Genomic DNA, 24,643 nt, shown 5'->3' with positions numbered 1-24,643 from the left:
ATGGCTTCTACTTTGAAATTACATAGCTTCTACTTTGAAATTACATAGAGATTTAATTCAATTTTTGGTAGGTTCTCCACCATAAATCGGGCATTTCACCATTTACTGCAGTTTGATAATCATCATACCTGCAAGGTACAAGGTGGTAACGTTCATTTTTAGTTTGTCCAGACGGATAAGGTACCTGCATCCACCAGCGGTCTGATTTTTTGCTTTTTACAAACATCATTTCTCCCGAACCATCTTTTAAACTGGTTCGATAGATTATAAACTGCGATTTAGGTGTAAGCGGAAAATCCTTTTTGCGCGCATAATATCCATCTACAAAATACCATACCATTTGGGCAAGTAAGAAAGCTGTTTGTCCGTTATTGTCGTAGGCCGGATTAAACTCGTAAAAACCAATTGAGGTCAATTTATCATTCATGCCTGCGTAGCGGGCAATGCGGCAGGCTTCTTTGCCATCAAAACCATTTGGCGTGGTGTTCGCATTTGCAGTAGCATCGGCAGAGCGGATGGCGCTCATATCAAAGCTAACCATGTTTGCATTTCGGATAATGGGTTCCGCTAAGGTAATATCCTGGGCAAACTCGCCCAAACGGTGTACATCAAAATATAATTTATCCATTACGCTCAAACTCTCTTGGTTCACAAAATAAGTTTGATAACCCACATTGCTAAAATTGAAGAGGTAATTAGGTTGATGTAAGAAAATCTTATTCAGATAACAATCCGATCGGGTAGCAATTCCCTCGTTGTCGTCGTCACCAATATCAAATTGATTATCTATAATGACGAGATCTACTTTTTGCTCTAAATCTTCATAACCAAGGTATTGACCATAGGTTAGATCTTGCCCGCCACCAATAATGACTGGAATAATGTCTTTTTTGATCAGTTCTGAAACGACCATTTTGATGGCGATGTAAGTATCTGCAATGGTTGCACCATGCTTAATATTACCTAAATCGACAATTCTGCTATTAAAAGCGCCTTCATTAAGTTTATAAAATTTCTCTCTAAAATAATCGGGTGCCAGCGCACAACCTTCGTTGTTAACGGCACCTCTTCCATCAAGTACGCCAAAAATGGCCAAATCGTAAGTATGTTCTTCAAAATCGGGAAACGATTCGGTGTAAATCTGCACTTTTAATCCCAACTGACTTGTAAAAAATCCTTGTCTTGGCGTAAAACTATCGGGGTTTATTGGGGAAAAGAAATCCGTTAATGACATATATTTAAAACTCTCGGCTCAAATATCTATTTTTGAATGCGTATTTCCATATATAGCTCGAAAAAAATAAAATGATACTGGTAACCGGAGGAACTGGATTTTTAGGATCTGAATTAATTAAGCAGTTAACCGACAATGGTTTAACTGTTCGGGCACTGAGGCGGGAGAAATCTAAAATCCCTGCGTTGATCGAAAATATTCCTTTGATTGAATGGTTTGAAGCCGATATTAACGACCTTTCTACTTTAGAAGATGCTTTTACGGGGGTTACCAAAGTTTACCATTGCGCTGCATTCGTATCCTTTAACCCGAAACATAAAAAGCACCTTTTTCATGTAAACATAGAAGGTACATCGAACATTGTAAACCTTTCAGCCGAAAATAATTGCAGGCTATTGCATGTAAGTTCGGTTGCTGCCCTGGGTAATGCAAAAAAAGGACATAAAATTACTGAAAAAGACTTTTGGGAGTATGATGCAAAAGCACATGCCTACGGTTTGTCCAAATACGAAGGAGAAATGGAGGTTTGGCGTGGTATTACCGAAGGACTAGACGCTATCATTGTCAATCCATCAGTCATTATTGGTAAAAATGCAGGTTTTGAAGGGAGTGGAGCTATTTTTAAATTGGTAAAAGGTGGTTTCCCATTTTATACTGATGGGGCTTCGGGTTTTGTTGATGTTGAAGACGTAGCCAAAGCGATGATCCTGCTAATGGACATCAAAGTCTCAGGAGAGCGGTATATCATTTCTGCCGATGATTATCATTATAAAGAACTGTTTAGCGAAATTGCTGAGGGTTTTGGTGTTAAAGCGCCAACTAAAGAAGCAAAGGCATGGATGCTCGGAATAGCCTGGAGGGCACTAAAATTTGCATCTATATTTACTGGTAAACAGCCTTCTATCACTAAAGATGCTGCAAAGAGCAGTTTAACCTTAAGTTATTACAATAACCATAAAGTAAAAACGGCAACAGGTATTATTTTTAAGCCGGTTGCTGAAAGCATAAAAGAAATTACCCAACATTTAAGATAATGCCCAAACAGAAAGCTTATTACATCATCGATTTTGATAGTACCTTTACACAGGTAGAAGCACTTGATGAACTTGCCCGAATTTCGCTAAAAAACCACCCGGATAAAGAGGCAATTTTCCAAAAAATAGAAGATTATACCAATTTTGCCATGGAAGGAAAACTTTCCTTCTCTGAAAGTTTAGCACAACGTGTTAAGCTGCTTGAAGCCAATGAAGATCATTTAAAACAGCTCATTAAACATTTAAAAAAGAAAGTATCTACTTCCTTTTCGCGTAATGCCGAGTTTTTTAAGAAACATGCCGATGAGGTATTGATAGTCTCTGGCGGCTTTAAGGAATTTATTACCCCTGTAGTAAGCCAATACCACATCAAAAAGGAAAATATTTATGCCAATACCTTTGTAACCACCAGAGATGGCAAAATTATTGACTACGATCATGCTAATCCTTTAAGTGAAGAGGGTGGTAAAGTAAAATTACTTCAGCATTTAAAACTCGAAGGCGAGTTATTTGGTATAGGTGATGGTTATTCTGATTTCCAGTTACGCGAAAGCGGTATCATCAATAAGTTTTTTGCATTTACGGAGAATATTGCCCGCGAAAGCATTGTTTCCAAAGCAGACCATGTAACACCAAGTTTCGACGAGTTTTTGTACGTAAATGATCTGCCGCGTGCAATTTCCTACCCTAAAAATAGAATCCTTTGCCTGGTAATTGGTGAGGTTAACCCGGTAACCATTTCTATCCTTAAAAATGATGGTTTATCAATTAGGCACAAAACCTCTTTTGAAGATAAATACGTAAAAGATGTGGGAATTATCCTTTTAGCTGATGGCGAAAAAATAAGCAATGAACAGTTAAAAAACGCTGCTAAGCTGAAAACTATTGGATATTTAGGTAATGCTAAAAATAAAATAGACCTGGGTTTGTGTACAACACAAGGTATTGTTGTTTTTGATGACCCGAAAAACAATCCGCGCAACATCAATTTTATCCCGAAAAGGGTAGCCGATTTTATGAATACCGGAGCAACATATTTGAGCAGTAATTTTCCAAATTTGCAATTGCCAAAAATTGAGAAATCGCACCGTTTAATCCATATTCACAAAAACGTTCCGGGTATTATGGCAAAAATCAATACTGTTTTCGCCAAACACGATATTAATATTGTGAGCCAGTTTTTAATGACCAATCCTGAGATTGGTTATGCCATTACCGATATCAATGCACAGTACGATAAACAACTATTTAAATCGCTTAAAAAGATCGAACAAACGATAAAATTTAGGGTGCTGTATTAATAGTCGTATATCGAAGGCTTTGACAACCTTATAGGCTATTTGCCAGTAGGTTGTCAAAGCTATTTCTATAAAGATGTATGTTTTTTCGGTATATTGGTTATGCAATATTCTTATGGCAAAAACCGAACATTACTATACTAAATTTGAAGAAGGAAAATTCTATCACATTTATAACCGATCTATAGATAGGCAACCACTTTTTAAATCTGATGCCAATTATAGATTTTTTCTAAAGAAATTTGATCATACCTTTCAAAGGTTTTAGATGTTTATGCTTTTTGTTTATTAGGGAATCATTTTCATCTGCTAATCCGGGTTAAAGAAAGTTTAGCTTCTATAGACCCGAACGGTGATTTTTCATTACATGATATTGTAAGCAAACAATTTAGAATATTTTTTAATCCTATGCGTTAGCATTTAATATTCAGCATAAAAGAATAGGAACATTATTTCAGACACCATTTAAACGCGCTGATATAAATGATGATTTTTATTTAAGTAGACTCATTTATTATATTCATGCAAATCCTCAAAAGCATAACCTTATATCTGATTTCAGAGATTGGAAATGGAGTTCTTATAAGCGTATTTTATTGGAAACTGATATCAAACTAAAAAAGCAAGAAGTATTGGACTGGTTTGGCGGGAAAGCAGAGTATTTAAAATTTCATTCTGATATTCATGGGGCTATATTATTCGATGAGCTTTGACAACCTTACTTTGTAGAGCACTAGAAGGTTTTCAAAGCCAATTTGGTGGAATAACAGAATACCTAAAATTTTCATTCAGACATCAGGAAGCTATATTATTCGATGAACTTTGACAACCTTACAGGCCTCTTGTTGAGAAGGTTGTCAAAGCTACCTCAAAAACTGGTACCTCTTCAACAATAAATGTTTTGGAGCACCAACGGTTTGCGATCTGTAAATCCCGGTATGACCCGAAAATAGGTAAGCGGTAACGCAGGCTAATGCAATATAAATGCCCGATGCTGTACCAAACAGTTCTATGCCCATAAAAATACAGGCCAATGGTGTGTTCGCTGCCCCTGCAAATACTGCTACAAAGCCCATTCCCGCCAATAAGCCAAAAGGCAAGGGAATAAACAAACTTAAAAAACTACCGAGTGTAGCCCCGATAAAAAATAGTGGAGTTACTTCGCCGCCTTTAAAACCTGCGCTAAGGGTAAGTGTGGTTAAAAATAATTTTATGACGAAAGTGTAATAAGTTTCCTGTTTTATAAAAGATTCTGAAATAACCGGAATACCCAGTCCTATGTATCGTGTATTTCCGATCAGGTAAATAATGACCACTAAAATTATTCCGCCAATAAATGGGCGTAATGGTGGATATTTAATTTTGGCAAAAAGGCTGGATAGCACATGGGTTAATGCAGAAAAGCTCCGCGCCGTAAGACCAAACAATATTCCTGCACCTAAAGATAACAATAGGTTTATCGAATCCACTTCTGGTACAGTGGCTATAGAATAATGGGTATGACTAACTCCCCAGACATTGCAGGCGTAATTGGCAATAATTGCCGTTATAAATGAAGGAAGAATTGAACTGTAAGTTAAACTTCCAATCACAAAAACCTCCAATCCGAATACGGCGCCCGCCAATGGTGTTCCAAAAACAGAAGCAAAACCGGCGCTGATTCCGCAGATGAGGATCACTTTCCGATCTCTGGCTTTAAGTTTAAACAGTTTCGTAAACTGGTCGGCAAAGGCCCCTCCAATTTGCACCGCTGTGCCCTCTCTTCCAGCCGATCCGCCAAATAAATGGGTTATAATCGTGCCGGCAAAAATGAGCGGTGCCATAATCAGCGGAATTACATTCTTGGGCGATTGTAATTCCTCAATCAAAAGATTGTTTCCTTTAACAACCTTTGCACCCCAATAATGGTAAGCCAAACCAATGATTATACCAGCAGTTGGTAAAAAAGCGATAATCCAGACGTGTTGCTCACGATAATTAGTTGCCCAATTTAAAGTTTCTAAAAACAGCGCAGAGGCGGAGCCAATAATCCCCCCAATATTGCAGAGATCAGTAGCCACTTTAAAGTGCTCATTAAGAGTAATCCGAAGTCGAATTTAATAAAGTGTTTGATAGACAGAAGAAATCCTTCTGTTAGTTTTTTAACAGGCATTTGTATTCAATTTTAAATAAAAATCGTAGGAGTCATCAGCCTGTTTGGGCGGTTTTGGCGGTACCCCATCGCCATTGTTCCAAATGTATAAAATTTAGACATTTGTTGCAAAATCTTTATCACCTTTGTGCAGCTAACTTTAAACCATGGATTTTACACCAGAAATAAAAGACAAACTACACCAACTACAGGAAAAGTATACAGCAATGGGGCAAGATATGGCATCATACCTCGATGGACTTCTGTATGCCAATTTCTTAACCTATTGGGATTACATCCATTTGGATACTTTGCTGAGCTTGCAGAGCCCTAAAACGCCAATACCTGATGAGGAGATTTTTATCATGTACCATCAGATTACCGAACTTTATTTTAAGCTTGTACTACATGAATGCAGACAGATTGCGGAGCATGAAAATTTAACTGTCGATTTTTTTACGGCACGGGTAAAACGGATCAATGCTTATTTCAACGCCTTAACCACTTCTTTTGAAGTGATGGTTGATGGTATGGAGAAAGAACAGTTCCTGAAATTCCGCATGTCATTATTGCCTGCCAGTGGATTCCAGTCAGGTCAGTACCGGATGATTGAGATCTGTGCTACGGATTTTATCCGATTGGTAGACAAATCAAAACGTGAAGAACTAAGCACTGCAACAATAGAAGAACAATTCGAAAATATTTACTGGAAATTCGGTGCAACCGAACTGGCTTCGGGTAAGCAAACGTTAACCTTAAAGCAATTTATTAAAAAGTATGCAGCTCAGTTTCTACAACTGGCAAAAGATCGTACTCTAACCAATTTCTCCGCTTTATACCACCAATTACAAGCCAATGGAGCCGATGTTTCTGCCCTTGGAGAAGAATTGCGTAAGCTGGATTTGTACGTAAATGTAGAATGGCCCTTATCGCATTACAAATCGGCCGTACGTTATTTGGAGAAAGATCCTGTTGATATTGCGGCAACAGGTGGAACCAACTGGCAAAAGTACCTGCCTCCGCGCTTTCAAAAAAGGATCTTTTATCCATTTCTATGGACGGGTGAGCAAATGGAAGAATGGGGTAAGGGATGGGTGCTTAGTGTACTCAAAACACTCAAAAACAAAGATTAATATTGCAAAAAGCTATTAAAAAAGCCTGTTTTTTCTTAATTTGCACGAAATAATTAATGATTGAATTAGAGAATGACAGAATGATTGAATTGCGTGATGCAAATCCATTCACTCATTCAAAAATCAGTCATTCAAAATTAAAAAAGTATGACCGAGACATTAGATATAAAAATCACTAAAACAGAAGAAACACGTTTAACTGTTACTGATTTTTCGCAATTACCGTTCGGTAAAGTTTTTACCGATCACATGTTTACTGCCGATTACGAAGATGGCGAATGGAAAAATTTGCAGATTCTTCCTTATGGCCCGATTCCGATGAGCCCGGCAATTTCTGCGCTTCACTATGGACAGGCAATTTTCGAAGGATTAAAGGCTTATCGCCAACCAGACGGAAAAATCAGTGTATTCCGTGCTGATAAAAACTTCGAACGTTTTAATAAATCGGCCGCGAGAATGTCTATGCCAGGTATTCCTGAAGAAATTTTTATGCAGGGTTTGGCTGCGTTGATTAATGTTGATGAGAAGTGGGTACCCAATCAGGAAGATTATGCATTATATATCCGTCCGGTAATGTTTGCAATGGATCCTTATTTAGGGGTAAAAGCGTCTGATACTTATAAATTTGCTTTATTAACCACGCCAACCGGCCCATATTATAGCAGTGCATTAAAGGTTAAAATTGAAACTGAATTTACACGTGCAGACGAAGGTGGTGTTGGCTTTGCCAAAACTGCCGGAAATTACGCCCGTTCATTATACCCTTTCGAGCAAGCTAAAAAAGAAGGTTACGATCAATTGATCTGGACAGATTCAGTAACCCATGAGTTTATTGAAGAAGCCGGAACAGCCAACTTACTTTTGTAATTAATGGTAAACTGGTTACGCCATCAGTGCGTAGTACTGTTTTGGATGGTGTAACGCGTGATACCATTATTAAACTGGCTAAAGATGCAGGAGTAGAGGTTGAAGAACGTAGGGTTTCTGTTAAAGAAGTAATTGAAGGAATCGAAAACGGAAGCTTAACCGAAGCTTTTGCCGCAGGAACTGCTGCTACAGTAACGCATGTAGGCGAAATGGGCTATAATGGTCAGATTTATAAATTGACTGATCCGTCAACAAGACACATTTCTAATGGTATCGCTAAAAAACTAAACGATATCCGTTACGGTTTAGCACCTGATGAATTTGGTTGGAACTGGGTTTTATAAGCTGAAATCTATAAATATCACTAATCGAAAAAGTGTCGTCATCTCGACTGAAACGCATTGGAATGGAGAGATCTATCTTGATAGATTTCTCGGCTTCGTTGCACTTCGCTCGAAATGACGATGCTTTCTTTATGTAAATATTGATATTGATCTAGATTTAAAATCAGACTTTGATTGACGCTCAAAGCTTTCGACCTCAGACTTCGGTCTTCCGACTTTTTACTTATCCAAAATCACCACCCCTTTGGCTTCGAATGCGAGTTCCTTTTTAGGATCGGTAATTTTAGCAACTTCTTCAGGAGATTTTTTAGCGTCTTCGGCATAATGGCGTAAAGTTTCTACAGAGATGGTTTGTTTTTTCGCTAAGCCGTCCAAAACTACTTTTTTGCCAACAATATCCATTGGCATAAAGAAAGCATAATCTTTAAAAGTTACCCTCATTGGATCACCATTAGGCATTTCTAATGTCATCCAACACCCTTTTTTCTTACATACATCTACTACCTTGCCTTCGATTTTCATATCGACAGTTTTTTTATCGCCCATAGCAGCTTCCATCTTTGCAGCTGGTTTTACATTACCTGGTTTAACTTCTTCTCCAAATTTTTGACCAGTATATGTGGTTTGAGCAAATGAAAGTGCCATCAATAGGCAAAAACCTAAGCTTAGAATGATTTTTTTCATAAATTTATAATTATCCGGTTATGACCTAATCAAAGTTATTTAAATTTTTCTAAATGTTGAAAACAAAAAAACCTCGTTAACATCCGTTAACGAGGAAAATCATCCCTATAATTGTGTAGATCAAATTCTATGATATACATCTGAATTTTAGGCAAACCAGAAACCAAAACAAAGGTTAATGTTTTTGTTGTGATTAATATTCTTATATTCAGTAAGTTATATTTTTTATAATAGTTTTGTTAATATAAATGGAATTGTAGAAATGTGGAATATTATCTTCTTTATGAGGAATGTTGTTGATTTATTTCCCCATTTCTTATTTATCCAAAAACAAGACCGAATACTTCTTCTATTTTACTTACAGCTTTAATCTCAAGGTTGTATTTTTCTATGGCAATACCTTTTAAATTGTATTTAGAGATATAAATGGTTTCGAAACCCAATTTATCTGCTTCAGCAATACGCTGTTCGATTCTGTTTACCGCTCTTATTTCTCCTGATAAACCTACCTCGGCAGCGAAACAATTTTTGGAAGACACGGCAATATCCTGATGCGATGATATAATGGCGATTAACACAGCCAGATCAATTGCAGGGTCTTCTACCCTGATTCCGCCGGCAATATTTAAGAAAACATCTTGTGTGCTTAACCTGAAGCCACATCGTTTTTCTAAAACAGCTAAGAGCATATTCATTCTTTTTGTATCAAAACCAGTTGCGGAGCGTTGAGGGGTTCCATAGGCGGCCGAACTTACCAGGGCCTGTGTTTCAATCAACATTGGTCTTGCGCCTTCCAGGGTTGCGGCAATGGCAATTCCGCTTAATTCTTCATCGCGCTGTGAAAGCAAGATTTCTGAGGGGTTGGAGACCTCTCTTAAGCCACTGCCCTGCATTTCGTAAATACCCAGTTCTGCAGCAGCTCCAAAGCGATTCTTAATTGACCGTAAAATGCGGTAAACATGATGTCTGTCGCCTTCAAATTGCAAAACCGTGTCAACCATGTGTTCGAGTATTTTCGGCCCTGCAATGGCGCCATCTTTAGTGATATGGCCAATAAGGAAAACTGGTACGCCGGTTTCTTTTGCAAAACGCAATAATTCGGCTGTACATTCCCTTACCTGTGATACACTGCCTGGAGTTGAATCGATATGGGCAGAATGGAGCGTCTGTATAGAATCGACTACTAAAATCTCTGGTTCTAAAATTTCGATCTGTTTAAAAATGTTCTGTGTAGAGGTCTCCGTTAAAATATAACAGTTTGAAGATGGATTTTCCTGGATTCGCTCTGCCCGCATTTTAATCTGCTGCTCGCTCTCTTCTCCCGAAATATACAATAACTTTTTCCCTTTTATATTTAAGGCTAACTGTAACATTAAGGTCGATTTTCCGATACCTGGTTCACCGCCAATCAATACTAAAGATCCTTCTACCAAACCGCCGCCTAAAACACGGTCAAGTTCTTTGTCGCCCGTTAATATTCTCCGCTCGGTTGACGATTGGATTTCATCCACCTTGCTCGGTTTACTTAATTTGCGGCCAGATGTATCGTTTTTCCAGGTTGGGACTGATGCGGGGCTCTTCTCAACAATTTCCTCCACAAAGGTATTCCATTGGTTACAGGATGGACATTTGCCCAGCCATTTTGCCGATTCGTAGCCACAGCTCTGACAGAAATATGCGGTTTTTGATTTTGCCAATTGATTAAAATTTTAGATTACGAATTTAACCTTTCTCATTGATAAACCTCGCAGGTTTTTAAAACCTGCGAGGTTTGAAATGCACCTAAGCAAAAAGCCCGGATTTTTATGTCCGGGCTTTCAGTTGAATGTTTTTAAGTTATAATTTAATCTCTTCGTCTTTAGCAGAGATAAAGTGAAACTCAGTTAAATGATACGATGACTGTGCCTTAACTTTAATCCATTGGCCATATTTAAAGAACCAGCGGCGTTGAAGGTTGAAAATGCCTTTTGTAATATAAGCTTCAATGTAAGGATGTACACAAAGTGTTATACCTTTTTCATTCTGCTCTCTTAAAATATAATTAAGGTTGTTTTCAATATCATCCATTAAAACGATACTCGCTTTAATTTCTCCGGTCCCATCGCAGGCCGGGCATTTTTCTACCGTAACAATATTCATTTCCGGACGAACACGTTGTCTGGTAATTTGTACCAAACCAAATTTGCTTGGAGGCAAAATAGTGTGTTTGGCTCTATCCAATAACATCAGCTCACGCAAATAATCGAATAGTATTTTACGGTTTGTTGGTTTATGCATATCGATAAAATCGATTACCACAATACCGCCCATATCGCGCAAGCGCAGTTGACGGGCAATTTCTTTAGCCGCCTCTTTGTTTACCTGTAAAGCATTCTCTTCTTGATTTTCTTTACTGGCAGTACGGTTTCCACTATTCACGTCTATTACGTGCAGTGCTTCAGTGTGCTCAATAACAAGGTAAGCACCACCTGGTAAGTTTACTGTTTTTCCGAAAGCATTTTTAATCTGCTTTTCTACACCGAAATGGTCGAAGATAGGTTCTTTCTGTTTGTATAGTTTAACGATTTTTTCCATTTCAGGAGAAATATCGTGAACATAAGAACGGATATCATCGTACAGCTCTGGTGTACTTACGTAAACGTTTGTAAAATCAGGGTTCAGAATATCACGAATTAACGTTGATGATCTGTCCATTTCTCCCCAAACTCTTTTTGAAGGTTCGGTAGAAGGTATTTTTTTAATGAAATTTTCCCATTTAGCAATTAGATCTAAAAGATCTTTTTGCATTTCGGCAACCCCTCTGCCTTCAGAAACGGTTCTGATAATGACCCCAAAATTTTGAGGTTTAATACTTTCGATAATCTTTTTTAAACGATTACGTTCAGTATTACTTTTAATTTTTTTGATACAGATATGGTATTGGAGAATGGCACCAGTACCACATACCTGCCGGCAATCGAAATGTCGGAACTTAAACGAGGTCCTTTTGTAGAAATTGGTTCTTTGGCAATTTGTACAGGTAGGAGCATGTTTTTACTGAGCACATCAGAAATTTTGCCTGCCTTATTGATATCGGCTTCCAGCTTTAAATTATCTAATAATGTGCCTGTAACCGAGCCATTACGCTTGATCTTCGTTAGCTTAATTAAAGATTGTACCTGCGGGCCCAAATCAAAGTAATGCAAAAAAGCATCTTTTTCATAACCAACATCCACGAAAGCAGCATTCAGGCCCGGCATAATTTTTTTAATGCGGCCTAAATAAATATCGCCTACAGCGTAGTTAATATTGATTTGTTCTTTGTGAAGCTCAACAAGTTGTTTGTCTTCAATCAATGCTATGGTAACTCCGGCAGGAGTCGAATTGATAATTAATTCTTTTACCAACAGCTACAGATTTAAGGCTTTCGCCTATTAACAAATGGATAGTAAATAAAACAGTGATGTAGCCAAAAACATATACAATAAAAAAATCATATAAATGGTTTAAACCTCATAGTGTTTACTATGAGGTTTAATTGGCTTAATCAAAATAAGAAACTATTTTTTCTTATGTCTGTTTTTTCTTAAACGTTTTTTACGTTTGTGGGTAGCCATTTTATGTCTCTTTCTTTTTTTACCGCTTGGCATAGTTTTAAGTTTTAAATGTTTTTATTAATCTGTTAATTAATTTTTATTCTTTAGTTCAGCTACCTTCTTATCAATGAATGATGCTAAGGTTGGGTTAGCCGCTAATTTTTTGCTTGATAGGTAAGCATTTACTGCTTCTTTATTTCTGCCTAAATTTTCTAAAGCTGTTCCTAAATAAAAATAGGCTTCAGGGGTTGGAGCTTCAGCAATTACGGTGTTAAAACGAGGAATTGCTTTGTCAAACTGACCTGATTTTATTGAGAATAACCCCAAATTCATATTCGCCTTTACATTTTTAGGTTCTTTAGCCACAACTTCCAGCAACATTGCAATACCTTGCATTGGTGCGCCCAAGCCATTTACTATCGTTACACCTAAGCCTGTTTTAGCTTCAATGTTTGTAGAGTCTTTCTCTAATGCATTTTTGTAAGATATATTAGCTTTCTGCAATAAAGCAGGCTGCGCTATGCTATCTTGTGTACTCTCAAAAGCTTTTATAAATTGATTACCAGCCGCCAACCACGATTTTGCCGATGGTTCGCCTTCGGCTACAACTTCTAAATACAGAGCAGATGGAGTAATTTGTTCAACATCGTCCCATTTCTGAGCCAGTTGTTTTGCAAGTTCGATCTTTTCTGCGCCATTTGCGCCTTTGTAGCTGTTTTCTAAAGCTGTAATATCTGTGGCCAAATTCTTATTGATCACATTCTTTGCAGCAGTAGACGAAGTTTCGAGGTTTAATACCGATGCTGACGATGGAGAAACTGCTCCGGCCATTTGGCCACTTGAGGGCATTTTTCCATTTTCTTCAGTTGGTTTAACTAAACCCTTAATGTCTCTTGTAAATAAGAATGCAACAAGCAATACAATCGCTCCAATAACAATGGTTTGTTTTGATCTGATGTTGCTATTCATACTATAAGACTTAGGCTTCTACTTTAATTTTTTTGAATTACTTTTAACTTTATCAACAAATACTTTTGCTGGTTTAAAGCTAGGAACGAAATGTTCAGGGATAATTATTGCAGTGTTTTTTGAGATATTTCTCGCAGTTTTTTGCGCTCTCTTTTTAACAACAAAGCTCCCGAAGCCTCTAACGTATACATTTTCACCGCCAATCATGCTGGTTTTGATAACCTTGAAAAATGCCTCAACTGTTTCCTGTACATCAACCTTCTCAATTCCGGTTTTTGTTGATATTTCTGAAATAATATCTGCCTTAGTCATATTTTATTATTTATTATATATTATGTTTTAATATTACTACTGTTTTGGGGTTGCAAAAGTATTGCTTTTTAATGAGATAGGGAAATAAAAGATGATTTTTTTATCACTGGACTTATCAGGCTATTGCAAGTTTTTTTTAATTGGATAAATAGACCGTAATTTGCAGTAATGACATTTCAAAATGAACTCATCAATTGGTACCTGATCAATAAAAGAGATTTACCATGGAGACACACCAATGATGCTTATACCATCTGGTTATCAGAGGTTATATTACAACAAACAAGGGTAGAACAGGGGCTTCCATACTTTAATCGGTTTTTAGAAAATTTCCCAACAGTTACCGATTTTGCCAGGGCTACCGAAGCCAAAGTTTTAAAGCTTTGGCAAGGCCTGGGTTATTATTCGAGAGGAAGGAATATGCATGCAACAGCTCAAATTGTGGTGAAAGGTTACCATGGAATCTTCCCGAATCTGCATGATGAGCTCATAAAATTGAAAGGAATTGGTGAGTATACTGCTGCAGCAATCTCCTCATTTTCATCAGGGGAAGCGCGTGCGGTGGTAGATGGAAATGTATTTCGTGTACTCTCCAGGTATTATGGCGTTGCTACCGCAATCAATTCTCCGGCGGGGAAAAAGGAGTTTTTTATTTTGGCAAATGAGCTGCTTTATCTGGAAGACCCCGCCCTTTACAATCAGGCTATAATGGAATTTGGGGCCATGCAATGCAAGCCTAAATCGCCAAATTGTGGCATTTGCCCGCTTAACCAAACTTGTTATGCCTTTAACCGTAAAATGGTAAACGAACTTCCCGTTAAGTTAAAAAAGGCGGCACAAAAGCATCGTTATATTAATTATTTTATTTGTTTTGATGGAGAACAGGTATTGGTAAGAGAACGGCAGGCTGGCGACGTTTGGCAGCATTTATACGATTTTCCAAGCATAGAAACGCTTACAGCTGAAGATACAGATGGTGACTTTTTCATTGAGATAGTGAAAAATACCTTTGGAAACAGTGCAGATTTTATGCTCATCAGTACAAAAAAGCACATCTTAACCCACCAAATAATCCATATACAATTTTTTGCATTAAAAAATTATATATTTAACTTTAATAAACAAAAGAAACTTAATTGGGTTTCTTTAAGTAACTTAGATGAGTTACCGCAGCCAAAAGTAATCCATGATTTTGTTCAGGAATATTTTTATAAGGATAAAATGGAGTAACTAACCATCTTATTCTGTGCATTTATAAAACGAAACAACTAACCAAAAATATTTATGTCTGGGATTAACAAAGTTATTTTAGTAGGCCATTTAGGCAAAGACCCTGAAGTGCGGCATTTAGACGGTGGCGTAACTGTAGCCAGTTTTCCATTGGCTACATCGGAAACATATAACAAAGACGGTAAGAGAGTAGAACAAACTGAGTGGCACAATATTGTATTGTGGCGCGGATTGGCCGAAGTAGCTTCCAAATACCTGCAGAAAGGTAAATTGGTTTATATAGAGGGCAAATTAAGAACAAGATCCTTTGAAGATAAAGAAAAGGTTAAAAAATATGTAACAGAAATTGTGGCTGAAAACTTTACCATGTTAGGTAGAAAAAGCGATTTTGAGCAAAGTCCAACAACACCAGCCCATCAAAACACTGAAACTAAAATTGATGATGAATTTACAATCGGTCCGTCAGATGAAAATGGAGACCTTCCCTTTTAATTAAAGGGTTTGAAAAAGAAAGCTGCCTGATGAGAGGTAGCTTTTTTTATGCACTTATTTTTTGATCTTAAATAAAAAAACTCCTGCCGGTTCTGCCGACAGGAGTTTCTTATAATACCACTAAAAAACCATTAATTAATTTTAGTATAATAAATATTTAGCTTTATTTTATTTGCAGTTGCATTGCTGGCACCTATAATCGATCTTTCAGCAGATGTAGCTGTAGATGATATCTGGAAATCGGTATAAGATGTAGGAGCCAGGAAGGTACCGTAATCTTCTATGTTTTTATCAATCAAGCTCTGAACGTAACTGGTTACAATAAAAATATAACGTTTCTTTAACGAATCGAAGTAACCACCAAAAAGTGCTGCGCCGCCAGAAGCGCTACCAGAAAACGTTGTAAAATCAGGTATGTCTGCAGGTTGGTGTGCAATATCCCAGCGATATAAAGAAAGTCGTTGAGCGGCATTAAAAGGATATGCCGGTGCACTCTCACCAATCTCTACAACTAACTCTGCCTTATTGATAATGGCTTTCCCGTATGTGCTGGTAAAGTTAGTCAATTGAGGGAAGGTTAGCTTGGTTTTTACACCTGCTAAACCCTGTAAATAAGTTACATTATATTGTTGAGTTGGATCTGCCGGAAAAGGAATATCAATTTGTTTTTGTATTTCTGTGCCTGTGTAATCATGTTTAATATTGGCTGCTACACCAGAAATTATATTTGCAGTTTGTGCTGCATTCAAAACCATTTTTCCGACAGGGAAATTTACACTTGTAGTATCTACGCCATTTGAAGAGTTCGTTTTTTTCCAAACCAGCTGCAGATAAGAGTCAGTTCCCGAAAAGTTGAAGAAGGCAATCCCGCCAACGCCTGTAGAAGATGTTTTATTTACCTGTGCGTACAAACCTTTAAATGATTCTATAAACTTAGTTTCAGTTGCAGTTCCTGCTGTGCCCAGGTTTAGGATAGCATTTTGTATAAATGCTTTGTTTAAAGGGATCCTGATCTGCGCAGGTAAGGTTTTTAAAGTATCAGCTTTACCGGTAACAATATCATATACTTTTGCTTTGGTGTTTGGTGCCAGTTTGCCTGTAAAATTCCCTAATAAAGTACTGTTAATGGCTTGAACATCCGAACTTTTATAGTTGGTTACCTTATTAGCCAGTTGAAATACATCTATACTGTATTTAGAATTAGTGGTGTCGCCATAAAATTTAGTTAACGTGCTGGATTCATCGAATTTTAACACTAAAACAGCTGAATCAAGTTGAGGTGCGGTTCCAAAATCGTAACTGGCGCTCACCGGGTAAACAGTCATAGCTATACCAGCTTCTGTTTTGCCAAAAACAGGATCAGTCATGTAACCTAGTGGATAGCGGTTCAATCCTAAAGTGTTCGCTGCAGTTTCTTCAACCAATTGTGTGGTCACAGGAGATACTACCAGGGTTCCGGTAATAGCAGCATTTGGATCAACATCTAAACCAACACCATCGGGGTTTTTACACGATGCAAAAAGAAAAAGACCTATCAACAGGGTTAATAAGTCTTGTTTTGTAAATTTCATATTTTAAATAATAATACCTGATTAAGCTACTGAAACCAATTCATCATTTGAAATTTCTTCATAAAAAGTATAGAAGTTTTCAAAATTCTCGGTTAAGTTAAAAGCTAATGTTGGCTTATTAGAATCTTTAACAAATTTTAACACATCTTTGCCTAAGTTTTCATCTCCTAAAACCACTGCGTCTGAGTGAGTTATAGCGCCGATATGCATGCTGTCGCAATCAGATGGTAAAAAAGCTTTAGTGTCATCTTCCGTCATATTGGCCATTACCGCTTTGGTAGCGAAATTGGCGTTTAACTTTTCTGTGAAACCATCTTCATAAACAGAATAAACTACTTTAGAATTTTTAAAAGTAGGATCGTTTTTATAAGTAGTCTTGATGTAAGCAGGAACCAATGCACTCATCCAGCCGTGGCAGTGAACGATATCCGGTGCCCAACCTAATTTTTTAACCGTTTCCAATGCGCCTTTGCAGAAAAAAATTGTACGTTCATCGTTGTCATCAAAGAATTTTCCGCTGGCATCTCTAAATACCTGTTTGCGTTGGAAATATTCTTCATTGTCTAAGAAATAAACCTGCATGCGTGCAGCTGGGATGGAGGCTACTTTAATGATTAAAGGATTATCGTTGTCATCAATAATGATGTTCATTCCCGACAAGCGTATTACTTCGTGTAAACGATTTCTTCTTTCGTTGATGTTACCGAATTTTGGCATCAAGATGCGGATTTCGAATCCTTTTTCCTGCATAGCCTGTGGTAATTGGCGTGTAATTTCAGAAATTTTAGTAAGCTCGAGGAAAGGCGACATCTCGTGTGTAACAATCAGCAGCTTCGTTTTTGCCATCTCCATATTCTAAGAAAATATTAAGTTAAATAAAAGATAATGAGCTGCAAAGGTAAGCATAATAATACTATTTATCAATATAGCAAGCATTTGTTTGGTTTCGTTTAGATTAATTTACACCTTTACAGCTTTAATTCAGATTGTCCAAATTGGAAATATTTAAAACCAAAGCAGCGCTTAAGGCTTTTTTGCAGCCATTAAAAGCATCGGCTAAAAAAATAGCATTAGTGCCTACCATGGGCGCTCTGCACAATGGCCACATCTCATTGATAAAACTGGCCCAGCAAAATGCTGATATCATTATCTGCAGCATTTTCGTAAACCCTACGCAGTTTACCGATCCTAAAGATTTAGAAAAATATCCGCGCCCCATTGAGCATGACCTGGCAATGCTGGCCGCTGCAGGCTGTAATGCTGTGTTTATGCCTAATGTAGAAGAGATGTATCCGGCAGGTGCCGATGAAGCCTGGCATATTGATTTAGGCAATGCGGAATTTTTGTTGGAAGGTGAATTTAGGAAAGGCCATTACCAGGGCGTAACGCAGATTGTTAAAAAACTGTTTGATGCTGTTGAACCTGATGTGGCTATGTTCGGACAGAAAGATTTCCAGCAGGTATTGATGATCAAGAATATGCTGGCTTATTTTAAACTGCCAATTACTATTATTACCTGTCCGATTATCCGCGAAGATGACGGCCTGGCAATGAGCAGCCGGAATATCCATTTGTCAGACAATGACCGTAAGCATTCGCTCGTACTGAGTAAATCGCTGGAGTTCGTTATTGATCATTTTAATGAATATTCATTAACAGAGTTGGTGGATAAGGCAAAAACATTCTACCAGAATATAGATGGCGTGGAACTCGATTATTTTACAATTGCCAATGGCAATACACTCGAACCAGCCAAATCAAAGGATGAAAATAACTTAGTTGTGCTGGTAGCTGCGAAAGTAGGCTCAACGAGATTGATCGATAATATGATTATTAAATAATGTAAAATGAGAAAGGTAAGATGGATGATGTACACTGTCAACCATCATCCATTTCCCATTTTACACCTTCCTTTAGTGTGAAACTCCAAACTGATTACTAACTTTGCCGAATGGTTATCACAATATTAAAATCGAAAATACACCGTGTTAAGGTAACACAAGCCGAATTGAATTATGTAGGCAGTATTACGATAGATGAGGATTTAATGGATGCAGCTAACATTATCGCTAATGAAAAGGTGCAGATTGTAAATAATAACAACGGCGCTCGTTTCGAAACTTATGTAATTAAAGGCGAACGTGGAACCGGAACCATCTGTTTAAATGGGGCTACAGCACGTTTGGCACAACTTGGTGATATTTTGATCATCATGTCGTATGGTTCATTACCTATGGAAGAAGCCAAAAAATACAATCCTATCCTTGTTTTTCCTGACGATAACAATCATTTGCTAAAATAACCTCGTGACATTCGACCTCAAAACAGCGCTAAAGTACATCATCCTGTTTTTAATTGGGGTGGGGGTGCTATATTTAGCTTTTAGGGGTCAGGATTTAGAAAAGATCTGGCAGGAAATTAAAACCGCAAATTATTTTTGGTAATTACTTCGGCGTTTGCCGTTTGGATTGCGCATGTATTACGTGCATTGCGTTGGCAAATGCTTTATCAGTCTATCCATTATGAGGTAAGTTTCTGGAATGCTTACCACGCTGTAATGATCGGCTATCTGGCCAATCTTGCTTTACCGCGCTTCGGAGAGATTGGTCGCTGCTCCGTTATTCATAAAGCCGAAAAGGTACCCATGTTTGCTTCCATAGGAACTGTAATTACCGAACGGCTGTTTGATGTGCTGGTACTTTTTCTAACCAGTTTGGCGATGCTTATTTTTCAGTATGATATTGTAGCCGATTTTCTTTATCAAACCATATACCTCAATCTTATTAACAAAATTAGCACGGTTAACTATTTGTGGCTAGCTGGTTTAGGTATGATTATACTACTACTTATTGTTACTGCAATCTATTTTCTCCGGCAAAAATTCAGTAAAAAATTTTTGCGCACCTTTGTTAGCCTGCGCCAGGGTTTTGGTTCTTACAGCAAACTAAAGCAAAAGGGATTATTTCTGATGTATACTTTATTAATTTGGGTTTTCTACTCCTTATCCATGTATTTTGCTTTTTCATCCATTCAGGCCACATCCGGTTTACATTTTAATGCTGCGTTTACGGCAATCGTGTTTTCTGGTTTTGCCATGGCAGCGCCGGTGCAGGGCGGTATTGGCGTTTTCCATTGGATGGTTGCCCAGTCGTTGGTGTTGTATGGCATATCTTTTAAAGATGGCTTGGCCTATTCAACCATTATTCATTCTTCGCAGGTTTTGCTGATTCTGGTTTTAGGTAGTTTAAGCTTGTTCTTAATCTTGACTAAGAAAGAAACTAAATAATTCTTTTTTCTGTGGGCGTTTTAACACGCTGTCCGCTATATCTTTTTGGTTGTCCTTCAACTACGCTCAGGATGACAGCCAAAAAGGATGCCGCTTCCATCGTTAACGCAGATCAAAATAAGCAAATAAATCTGATTTGTCGCTACTGCAGGCTTTAGGAGGCTTAATAGTACAGCTGTCTGTGGTTAAATAAACCTGACCGACAGCGTTATCCAGATTCTTCCATCTGGATTAAGCAAAGGGCAAGACTATCGAAACAGAAGTATTGCTATTGCTTTCCAAGAAAACTAATAATTAAATAGTTGTGTTAGGAAAGCAGGGGGATGACTTACAGATCGATTCCTGTCCCGTCATCCGCCATAGTCCAGATGAAGGATCTGGAGCTGCCACTACTTCGTGCTTAGGAGGGCTAATTGTACGGCTATTTTATTAGTTAATAAACCAAAGCCTAAACAAAGCTTTTGCCGCAAGGAAAAATAAAATGAAAATAAATTACTATGCAGCCATAGTAATTTCGATCGGAAATGCTACATTTGATTTACTAACCTTTTATACATAAATGTTATGCATTTTGAATTAAGTGAAGAGCAATTAATGATTCAGCAGGCTGCCCGCGATTTTGCGCAGCAAGAATTAAAGCCTGGCGTGATTGAAAGAGATGAACATCAGAAATTTCCGGCCGAGCAGGTAAAAAAACTTGGAGAACTTGGTTTCCTGGGGATGATGGTGAATGAAAAATATAATGGAAGCGGGCTAGATGCCATTTCTTACGTTCTGGTAATGGAAGAACTTTCTAAAATAGATGCTTCTGCATCTGTAGTAGTTTCGGTAAACAACTCTTTGGTTTGTTACGGATTAGAAGCTTATGGTAGTGAAGCGCAAAAGGAAAAATATTTAAAGCCACTGGCTGCCGGCGAAAAAATTGGTGCGTTTTGTTTGTCAGAGCCTGAAGCTGGATCTGATGCTACCTCGCAACGTACAACAGCCGAAGATAAAGGGGATTATTATTTGCTTAACGGCACAAAAAACTGGATTACCAACGGAAGTACCGCATCCACTTACCTGGTTATTGCACAAACCCATCCTGAATTAAGGCATAAAGGTATAAACGCTTTTATTGTAGAGAAAGGAATGGAGGGTTTTACCGTTGGGCCAAAAGAAAATAAATTGGGCATCCGTGGTTCTGATACACATTCATTGATGTTTAATGATGTTAAAGTGCCAAAAGAAAATAGAATAGGAGAGGATGGATTCGGTTTCAAATTTGCCATGAAAACGTTAGAAGGGGGCAGGATTGGTATTGCAGCACAGGCTTTAGGCATTGCACAAGGTGCTTTCGAGTTAGCTACACAGTATGCCAAAGAACGTAAATCGTTCGGGAAACCAATTTCTGAACATCAGGCAATTGCTTTTAAACTGGCAGATATGGCCACTCAGATCGAAGCTGCCAGGTTGTTGGTTTATAAGGCTGCCTGGCTGAAAGATCAGGGATTACCTTATACCCAGGCTGGTTCTATGGCCAAGTTGTTTGCTTCGAAAGTTGCTATGGATGTAACCATTGAAGCGGTACAGGTGCACGGTGGTTATGGTTTCGTTAAAGAATACCACGTGGAACGGTTAATGCGCGATGCTAAAATTACCCAGATTTACGAAGGAACTTCTGAAATCCAGAAAATGGTGATATCGAGAGAAGTGATTCGTTAGTTTTGAGCTTGGGGTTGGGAGTTTGGAGTCACTCGTCCAAACTCTCCACTCAAAACTCCCAACTTTCGTTAAGCGCAATGTACTCCAAGCGCCAAACGCAAGACTTTCAACTTATTCCTTCTCTCCGGCAACAGCGCTAAATACCGCCTTAATCAAAGCGACTACAATCGCTAAAAATGCAGCTGCGATAAAACCTGAAGTGTTAAAAGAGGTCATCATGTTATCAACCAGTAAAATCATTAAAACGGTGATGATGAATGATACCAATCCTAAGGTTAAGAAATTGATCGGAAAAGTTAATAACCTAAGGATGAACCCGATCGTTGCGTTTGCAAGAGCAATAAGCACTGAGGCGATAATCGCATTTCCGAAGCCATCAATACTTACCCCTGGCACCAGCTTTGCGCCTACAAAAAACGCCAGTCCTGTTAAAAGGATTTCGATAATAAATCTCATAATTGTTTATTTTTGTAAATGTTTAAACGCTTTTTTACATGTTCGGTTATCGTTTGGGTTTCCATATCCGTGCTTTCATGTTCGAATAGAAACAACAAACCTGTAATTAAGTTTTCAGGAGATAGTACTTCAATAATAATTAAAAATATTGATGAGGCGAGCCTCCTGCAGGTTAAAAATGCCTATCAGATTAAAGCAGATACACTGAATGTAATTTCAGTTTTAATAAAACCAGGCGATCTGGATAGTATTCAGGATGAACTGGAAGTACCCGGCAAGATTAAGATACTAGGCGATTCGGTCGTATTTAATCCCGATCAGCCTTTTCTTAAGGGTAAAGAATACCTGGTTGAAAGTTATATTGGGGTGAAATTTGCAACCGCTGGCGATCTGATTACGGGGAATGGTAAGCAGAACCTAAAAGCACAGCGACAAACACTTAAACGGTAATAATCAGCATAATAATTAGTGCGGGTGTTTGATTTTTTGTAAAAAATTACTACATTTGCATCGTAATCGAAGAAAAGAGAAGGGGACAGTGTCCCCTTTTTCTATGAAATCAGGTTAAAATATGCAGGTAGAAAAGAGAGTTGCAGCCCTCGTAGAGGAAAAAATAGCAGATCGGCCAGAACTGTTTTTGGTTGAGGTGAAAATGTTGCCAAACAATAAACTAATTATTCATGTTGATGGCGACGAAGGTATTAGCATACAGGATTGTGTTGCCATAAGCAGGCATGTTGGTTTTCATCTCGAAGAAGAAAATGCAATAGAACAGGCTTATAATTTAGAAGTTTCTTCGCCGGGAGTTGGCGAGCCTTTAAAATTAATCCGTCAGTACAATAAAAATGTTGGCCGTACGGTAAGCATTAAACTCAAAGAAGGATTAAAAAAAGAAGGGAAACTGCTGGCGGTTACAGAAAATAATCTGCTGATTGAAGAATCGGTTAAAGAAAAAGGGAAAAAGGCGGTAGCAATTCAAACAGATGTTCCGTTTAATGATATATTAGAAACAAGTGTGTTAATTTCATTTAAGTAAAAATGAGTACTACAACAATTAATTTGATCGACTCTTTTCAAGAGTTTAAAGATTTCAAAAATATAGATCGCCCAACGGTGATCAGTGTGCTGGAAGAAGTTTTTCGTAGCATGTTGCGTAAAAAATACGGAACAGACGAAAACTGTGATGTTATTGTGAATCCTGATAACGGGGATTTGGAGATCTGGAGAACGAGAAAAGTGATGGAGGATGGATTTTCTGAGGATGATGATCTGGAGATTGAGCTTGCAGAAGTTTCCAAGTTGGATAGTACTTTAGAAGTCGGTGATGATTATATTGAGCAGATTACCTTGGAAAGTTTCGGCCGTAGGGCAATTTTAGCTGCCCGCCAGACTTTGGTATCTAAAGTATTGGAATTAGAGAAAGACGAAATTTTCAAAAAATATAAAGATAGGGTAGGCGAAATTGTAACAGGTGAGGTTTATCAGGTTTGGAAGAAAGAAACTTTGGTTTTAGATGATGAAGGTAACGAACTTTTAATGCCTAAAACAGAGCAGATTCCGGCCGATTATTTCAAAAAAGGTGATTCTGTGAGAGCGGTAATCTCTAAAGTAGAAATGATTAACGCTAACCCTAAGATTATCATTTCAAGAACAGCACCAGAATTTTTACAACGTTTGTTCGAACAGGAAGTTCCGGAAATTTTCGATGGTTTAATTACCATTAAGAAAATTGTTCGTGAGCCGGGAGAGCGTGCTAAAGTTGCTGTTGAATCTTACGATGACCGTATTGATCCGGTTGGTGCGTGTGTGGGTATGAAAGGATCACGTATCCACGGTATCGTTCGCGAGTTGAAAAACGAAAATATTGATGTGATTAACTTCACTAATAATATTTCATTATACATTACCCGTGCTTTAAGCCCGGCAAAAATCACCTCTATTAAATTGGATGATGAAACCAAACATGCATCTGTTTACTTAAAACCAGATCAGGTTTCATTGGCAATTGGACGTGGCGGACACAATATTAAACTGGCTGGTAAATTAACCGGTTATGAAATTGATGTATACCGTGAAGCCGGAGAAGAGAGCGATGAGGATGTTGATTTAGAAGAATTCTCAGATGAGATTGATAGCTGGATCATTGATGAATTAAAGGCTATCGGTTGCGATACTGCTAAGAGTGTATTAGCGCTTACAGTAGAAGATTTAGTTAAACGCACCGACCTTGAAGAGGAAACCATTAAAGAAGTGGTTCAAATTTTGAAGTCAGAATTTGAATAAGTGGTGTAATTGCCAAATAAACACTACTTTTGTATTAAAT

Annotated in this window: 21 protein-coding genes, 2 pseudogenes and 1 riboswitch; of the genes and pseudogenes, 13 read left to right on the top strand and 10 right to left on the bottom strand. The window is 37.9% G+C overall.

Annotation, left to right across the window (positions count from 1 at the left end):
- Positions 1 to 52: 52 nt before the first annotated feature.
- The gene (locus ACQ86H_RS27560) at positions 53 to 1,234 is read right to left on the bottom strand and encodes a formimidoylglutamase (RefSeq protein WP_138819504.1); all 1,182 of its coding nucleotides are present in this window, start codon (positions 1,232 to 1,234) and stop codon (positions 53 to 55) included.
- Between the two features lie 71 nt (positions 1,235 to 1,305).
- Between ACQ86H_RS27560 and ACQ86H_RS27555 the strand changes: the two genes are divergently transcribed.
- Both ACQ86H_RS27555 and ACQ86H_RS27550 read left to right on the top strand, forming a co-directional pair.
- Positions 1,306 to 2,268 carry an NAD-dependent epimerase/dehydratase family protein gene (locus tag ACQ86H_RS27555; protein WP_138819505.1) on the top strand — a complete coding sequence of 321 codons (963 nt, stop codon included), beginning with the start codon at positions 1,306 to 1,308 and terminating at the stop codon, positions 2,266 to 2,268.
- Positions 2,268 to 3,569 carry an HAD-IB family phosphatase gene (locus ACQ86H_RS27550; RefSeq protein WP_431293157.1) on the top strand — a complete coding sequence of 434 codons (1,302 nt, stop codon included), beginning with the start codon at positions 2,268 to 2,270 and terminating at the stop codon, positions 3,567 to 3,569. The genes ACQ86H_RS27555 and ACQ86H_RS27550 overlap by 1 nt, the downstream gene beginning before the upstream one ends.
- A gap of 860 nt (positions 3,570 to 4,429) precedes the next feature.
- Here the strand turns inward: ACQ86H_RS27550 and ACQ86H_RS27545 are convergent.
- Positions 4,430 to 5,626, bottom strand: a complete 1,197-nt coding sequence (locus tag ACQ86H_RS27545) for a voltage-gated chloride channel family protein (RefSeq protein WP_431293156.1) — start codon at positions 5,624 to 5,626, stop codon at positions 4,430 to 4,432.
- A gap of 111 nt (positions 5,627 to 5,737) precedes the next feature.
- Positions 5,738 to 5,800: riboswitch (Fluoride riboswitch) on the bottom strand.
- A gap of 64 nt (positions 5,801 to 5,864) precedes the next feature.
- Between ACQ86H_RS27545 and ACQ86H_RS27540 the strand changes: the two genes are divergently transcribed.
- Positions 5,865 to 6,830: a tryptophan 2,3-dioxygenase family protein gene (locus ACQ86H_RS27540; protein WP_431293155.1), complete on the top strand. Its 966-nt coding sequence runs from the start codon at positions 5,865 to 5,867 to the stop codon at positions 6,828 to 6,830.
- 147 nt (positions 6,831 to 6,977) lie between these two features.
- Positions 6,978 to 8,041: pseudogene (locus tag ACQ86H_RS27535) on the top strand (branched-chain amino acid aminotransferase).
- A 219-nt stretch (positions 8,042 to 8,260) separates the two neighbouring features.
- Here ACQ86H_RS27535 and ACQ86H_RS27530 read toward each other — a convergent pair.
- The 5 genes and pseudogenes from ACQ86H_RS27530 to ACQ86H_RS27510 form a co-directional block, all read right to left on the bottom strand.
- Positions 8,261 to 8,725, bottom strand: a complete 465-nt coding sequence (locus ACQ86H_RS27530) for a DUF4920 domain-containing protein (RefSeq protein ID WP_210419415.1) — start codon at positions 8,723 to 8,725, stop codon at positions 8,261 to 8,263.
- Between the two features lie 320 nt (positions 8,726 to 9,045).
- A complete protein-coding gene (radA, locus tag ACQ86H_RS27525) occupies positions 9,046 to 10,422 on the bottom strand; it encodes a DNA repair protein RadA (protein WP_431293154.1) in 1,377 nt (458 codons plus the stop codon).
- Positions 10,423 to 10,561: 139 nt separating this feature from the next.
- A pseudogene (locus ACQ86H_RS27520) lies at positions 10,562 to 12,111 on the bottom strand (Rne/Rng family ribonuclease).
- A 279-nt stretch (positions 12,112 to 12,390) separates the two neighbouring features.
- A complete protein-coding gene (locus tag ACQ86H_RS27515) occupies positions 12,391 to 13,269 on the bottom strand; it encodes a tetratricopeptide repeat protein (RefSeq protein WP_138819512.1) in 879 nt (292 codons plus the stop codon).
- An 18-nt stretch (positions 13,270 to 13,287) separates the two neighbouring features.
- Positions 13,288 to 13,581, bottom strand: coding sequence for an HU family DNA-binding protein (locus ACQ86H_RS27510; protein ID WP_431293153.1), 294 nt, complete (start codon positions 13,579 to 13,581; stop codon positions 13,288 to 13,290).
- Between the two features lie 168 nt (positions 13,582 to 13,749).
- On the opposite strand from ACQ86H_RS27510, the gene mutY reads away from it, so the two are divergent.
- Positions 13,750 to 14,811, top strand: a complete 1,062-nt coding sequence (gene mutY, locus ACQ86H_RS27505; RefSeq protein WP_431293152.1) for an A/G-specific adenine glycosylase — start codon at positions 13,750 to 13,752, stop codon at positions 14,809 to 14,811.
- Between the two features lie 54 nt (positions 14,812 to 14,865).
- Positions 14,866 to 15,303, top strand: a complete 438-nt coding sequence (locus ACQ86H_RS27500; protein ID WP_090503303.1) for a single-stranded DNA-binding protein — start codon at positions 14,866 to 14,868, stop codon at positions 15,301 to 15,303.
- A 131-nt stretch (positions 15,304 to 15,434) separates the two neighbouring features.
- Here the strand turns inward: ACQ86H_RS27500 and ACQ86H_RS27495 are convergent, their stop codons facing one another.
- Both ACQ86H_RS27495 and ACQ86H_RS27490 read right to left on the bottom strand, forming a co-directional pair.
- Positions 15,435 to 16,874 carry a DUF4270 domain-containing protein gene (locus ACQ86H_RS27495; RefSeq protein WP_431293151.1) on the bottom strand — a complete coding sequence of 480 codons (1,440 nt, stop codon included), beginning with the start codon at positions 16,872 to 16,874 and terminating at the stop codon, positions 15,435 to 15,437.
- A 21-nt stretch (positions 16,875 to 16,895) separates the two neighbouring features.
- Complete coding sequence (locus ACQ86H_RS27490) at positions 16,896 to 17,720, bottom strand: glycogen/starch synthase (protein WP_138819515.1); 825 nt, start codon at positions 17,718 to 17,720, stop codon at positions 16,896 to 16,898.
- A gap of 149 nt (positions 17,721 to 17,869) precedes the next feature.
- On the opposite strand from ACQ86H_RS27490, the gene panC reads away from it, so the two are divergent.
- The 4 genes from panC (at position 17,870) to ACQ86H_RS27470 (ending at position 21,864) form a co-directional block, all read left to right on the top strand.
- Entirely contained in the window at positions 17,870 to 18,715 is an 846-nt protein-coding gene (gene panC / locus ACQ86H_RS27485; RefSeq protein ID WP_431293150.1) for a pantoate--beta-alanine ligase, read from the top strand.
- A gap of 110 nt (positions 18,716 to 18,825) precedes the next feature.
- The gene (gene panD / locus ACQ86H_RS27480) at positions 18,826 to 19,176 is read left to right on the top strand and encodes an aspartate 1-decarboxylase (RefSeq protein ID WP_193422892.1); all 351 of its coding nucleotides are present in this window, start codon (positions 18,826 to 18,828) and stop codon (positions 19,174 to 19,176) included.
- Between the two features lie 135 nt (positions 19,177 to 19,311).
- On the top strand, positions 19,312 to 20,160 hold the full coding sequence (locus ACQ86H_RS27475) for a lysylphosphatidylglycerol synthase transmembrane domain-containing protein (protein ID WP_431293149.1): 849 nt from the start codon (positions 19,312 to 19,314) through the stop codon (positions 20,158 to 20,160).
- A 564-nt stretch (positions 20,161 to 20,724) separates the two neighbouring features.
- Complete coding sequence (locus ACQ86H_RS27470; RefSeq protein ID WP_138819519.1) at positions 20,725 to 21,864, top strand: acyl-CoA dehydrogenase; 1,140 nt, start codon at positions 20,725 to 20,727, stop codon at positions 21,862 to 21,864.
- A 111-nt stretch (positions 21,865 to 21,975) separates the two neighbouring features.
- On the opposite strand, the gene ACQ86H_RS27465 is transcribed toward ACQ86H_RS27470, so the two are convergent.
- Complete coding sequence (locus ACQ86H_RS27465) at positions 21,976 to 22,320, bottom strand: phage holin family protein (RefSeq protein ID WP_138819520.1); 345 nt, start codon at positions 22,318 to 22,320, stop codon at positions 21,976 to 21,978.
- Between the two features lie 18 nt (positions 22,321 to 22,338).
- On the opposite strand from ACQ86H_RS27465, the gene ACQ86H_RS27460 reads away from it, so the two are divergent.
- From ACQ86H_RS27460 to nusA, 3 genes are all read left to right on the top strand, one after another.
- Positions 22,339 to 22,770, top strand: coding sequence for a hypothetical protein (locus tag ACQ86H_RS27460; protein ID WP_138819521.1), 432 nt, complete (start codon positions 22,339 to 22,341; stop codon positions 22,768 to 22,770).
- 121 nt (positions 22,771 to 22,891) lie between these two features.
- Entirely contained in the window at positions 22,892 to 23,356 is a 465-nt protein-coding gene (rimP, locus tag ACQ86H_RS27455; RefSeq protein ID WP_138819522.1) for a ribosome assembly cofactor RimP, read from the top strand.
- A 2-nt stretch (positions 23,357 to 23,358) separates the two neighbouring features.
- On the top strand, positions 23,359 to 24,603 hold the full coding sequence (nusA, locus tag ACQ86H_RS27450; RefSeq protein ID WP_121284435.1) for a transcription termination factor NusA: 1,245 nt from the start codon (positions 23,359 to 23,361) through the stop codon (positions 24,601 to 24,603).
- Positions 24,604 to 24,643 lie beyond the last annotated feature (40 nt).

The sequence above is a fragment of the Pedobacter sp. P26 genome, assembly GCF_050632135.1.
Lineage (GTDB): Bacteria > Bacteroidota > Bacteroidia > Sphingobacteriales > Sphingobacteriaceae > Pedobacter.
The sequence above is the reverse complement of the archived record's forward strand: the minus strand, read 5'-3'. Positions and strand labels throughout refer to the sequence as shown.

Excerpts from the sequence above, each read along its gene's own strand:
- nusA (WP_121284435.1), top strand. The coding sequence starts at position 23,359 with ATGAGTACTACAACAATTAATTTGATCGACTCTTTTCAAGAGTTTAAA.
- mutY (WP_431293152.1), top strand. The coding sequence starts at position 13,750 with ATGACATTTCAAAATGAACTCATCAATTGGTACCTGATCAATAAAAGA.
- panD (WP_193422892.1), top strand. The coding sequence starts at position 18,826 with ATGGTTATCACAATATTAAAATCGAAAATACACCGTGTTAAGGTAACA.
- ACQ86H_RS27540 (WP_431293155.1), top strand. The coding sequence starts at position 5,865 with ATGGATTTTACACCAGAAATAAAAGACAAACTACACCAACTACAGGAA.
- ACQ86H_RS27550 (WP_431293157.1), top strand. The coding sequence starts at position 2,268 with ATGCCCAAACAGAAAGCTTATTACATCATCGATTTTGATAGTACCTTT.
- ACQ86H_RS27470 (WP_138819519.1), top strand. The coding sequence starts at position 20,725 with ATGCATTTTGAATTAAGTGAAGAGCAATTAATGATTCAGCAGGCTGCC.
- ACQ86H_RS27465 (WP_138819520.1), bottom strand. The coding sequence starts at position 22,320 with ATGAGATTTATTATCGAAATCCTTTTAACAGGACTGGCGTTTTTTGTA.
- ACQ86H_RS27510 (WP_431293153.1), bottom strand. The coding sequence starts at position 13,581 with ATGACTAAGGCAGATATTATTTCAGAAATATCAACAAAAACCGGAATT.
- ACQ86H_RS27500 (WP_090503303.1), top strand. The coding sequence starts at position 14,866 with ATGTCTGGGATTAACAAAGTTATTTTAGTAGGCCATTTAGGCAAAGAC.
- ACQ86H_RS27495 (WP_431293151.1), bottom strand. The coding sequence starts at position 16,874 with ATGAAATTTACAAAACAAGACTTATTAACCCTGTTGATAGGTCTTTTT.
- ACQ86H_RS27555 (WP_138819505.1), top strand. The coding sequence starts at position 1,306 with ATGATACTGGTAACCGGAGGAACTGGATTTTTAGGATCTGAATTAATT.
- ACQ86H_RS27560 (WP_138819504.1), bottom strand. The coding sequence starts at position 1,234 with ATGTCATTAACGGATTTCTTTTCCCCAATAAACCCCGATAGTTTTACG.
- ACQ86H_RS27490 (WP_138819515.1), bottom strand. The coding sequence starts at position 17,720 with ATGGCAAAAACGAAGCTGCTGATTGTTACACACGAGATGTCGCCTTTC.
- rimP (WP_138819522.1), top strand. The coding sequence starts at position 22,892 with ATGCAGGTAGAAAAGAGAGTTGCAGCCCTCGTAGAGGAAAAAATAGCA.
- ACQ86H_RS27530 (WP_210419415.1), bottom strand. The coding sequence starts at position 8,725 with ATGAAAAAAATCATTCTAAGCTTAGGTTTTTGCCTATTGATGGCACTT.
- ACQ86H_RS27515 (WP_138819512.1), bottom strand. The coding sequence starts at position 13,269 with ATGAATAGCAACATCAGATCAAAACAAACCATTGTTATTGGAGCGATT.
- ACQ86H_RS27460 (WP_138819521.1), top strand. The coding sequence starts at position 22,339 with ATGTTTAAACGCTTTTTTACATGTTCGGTTATCGTTTGGGTTTCCATA.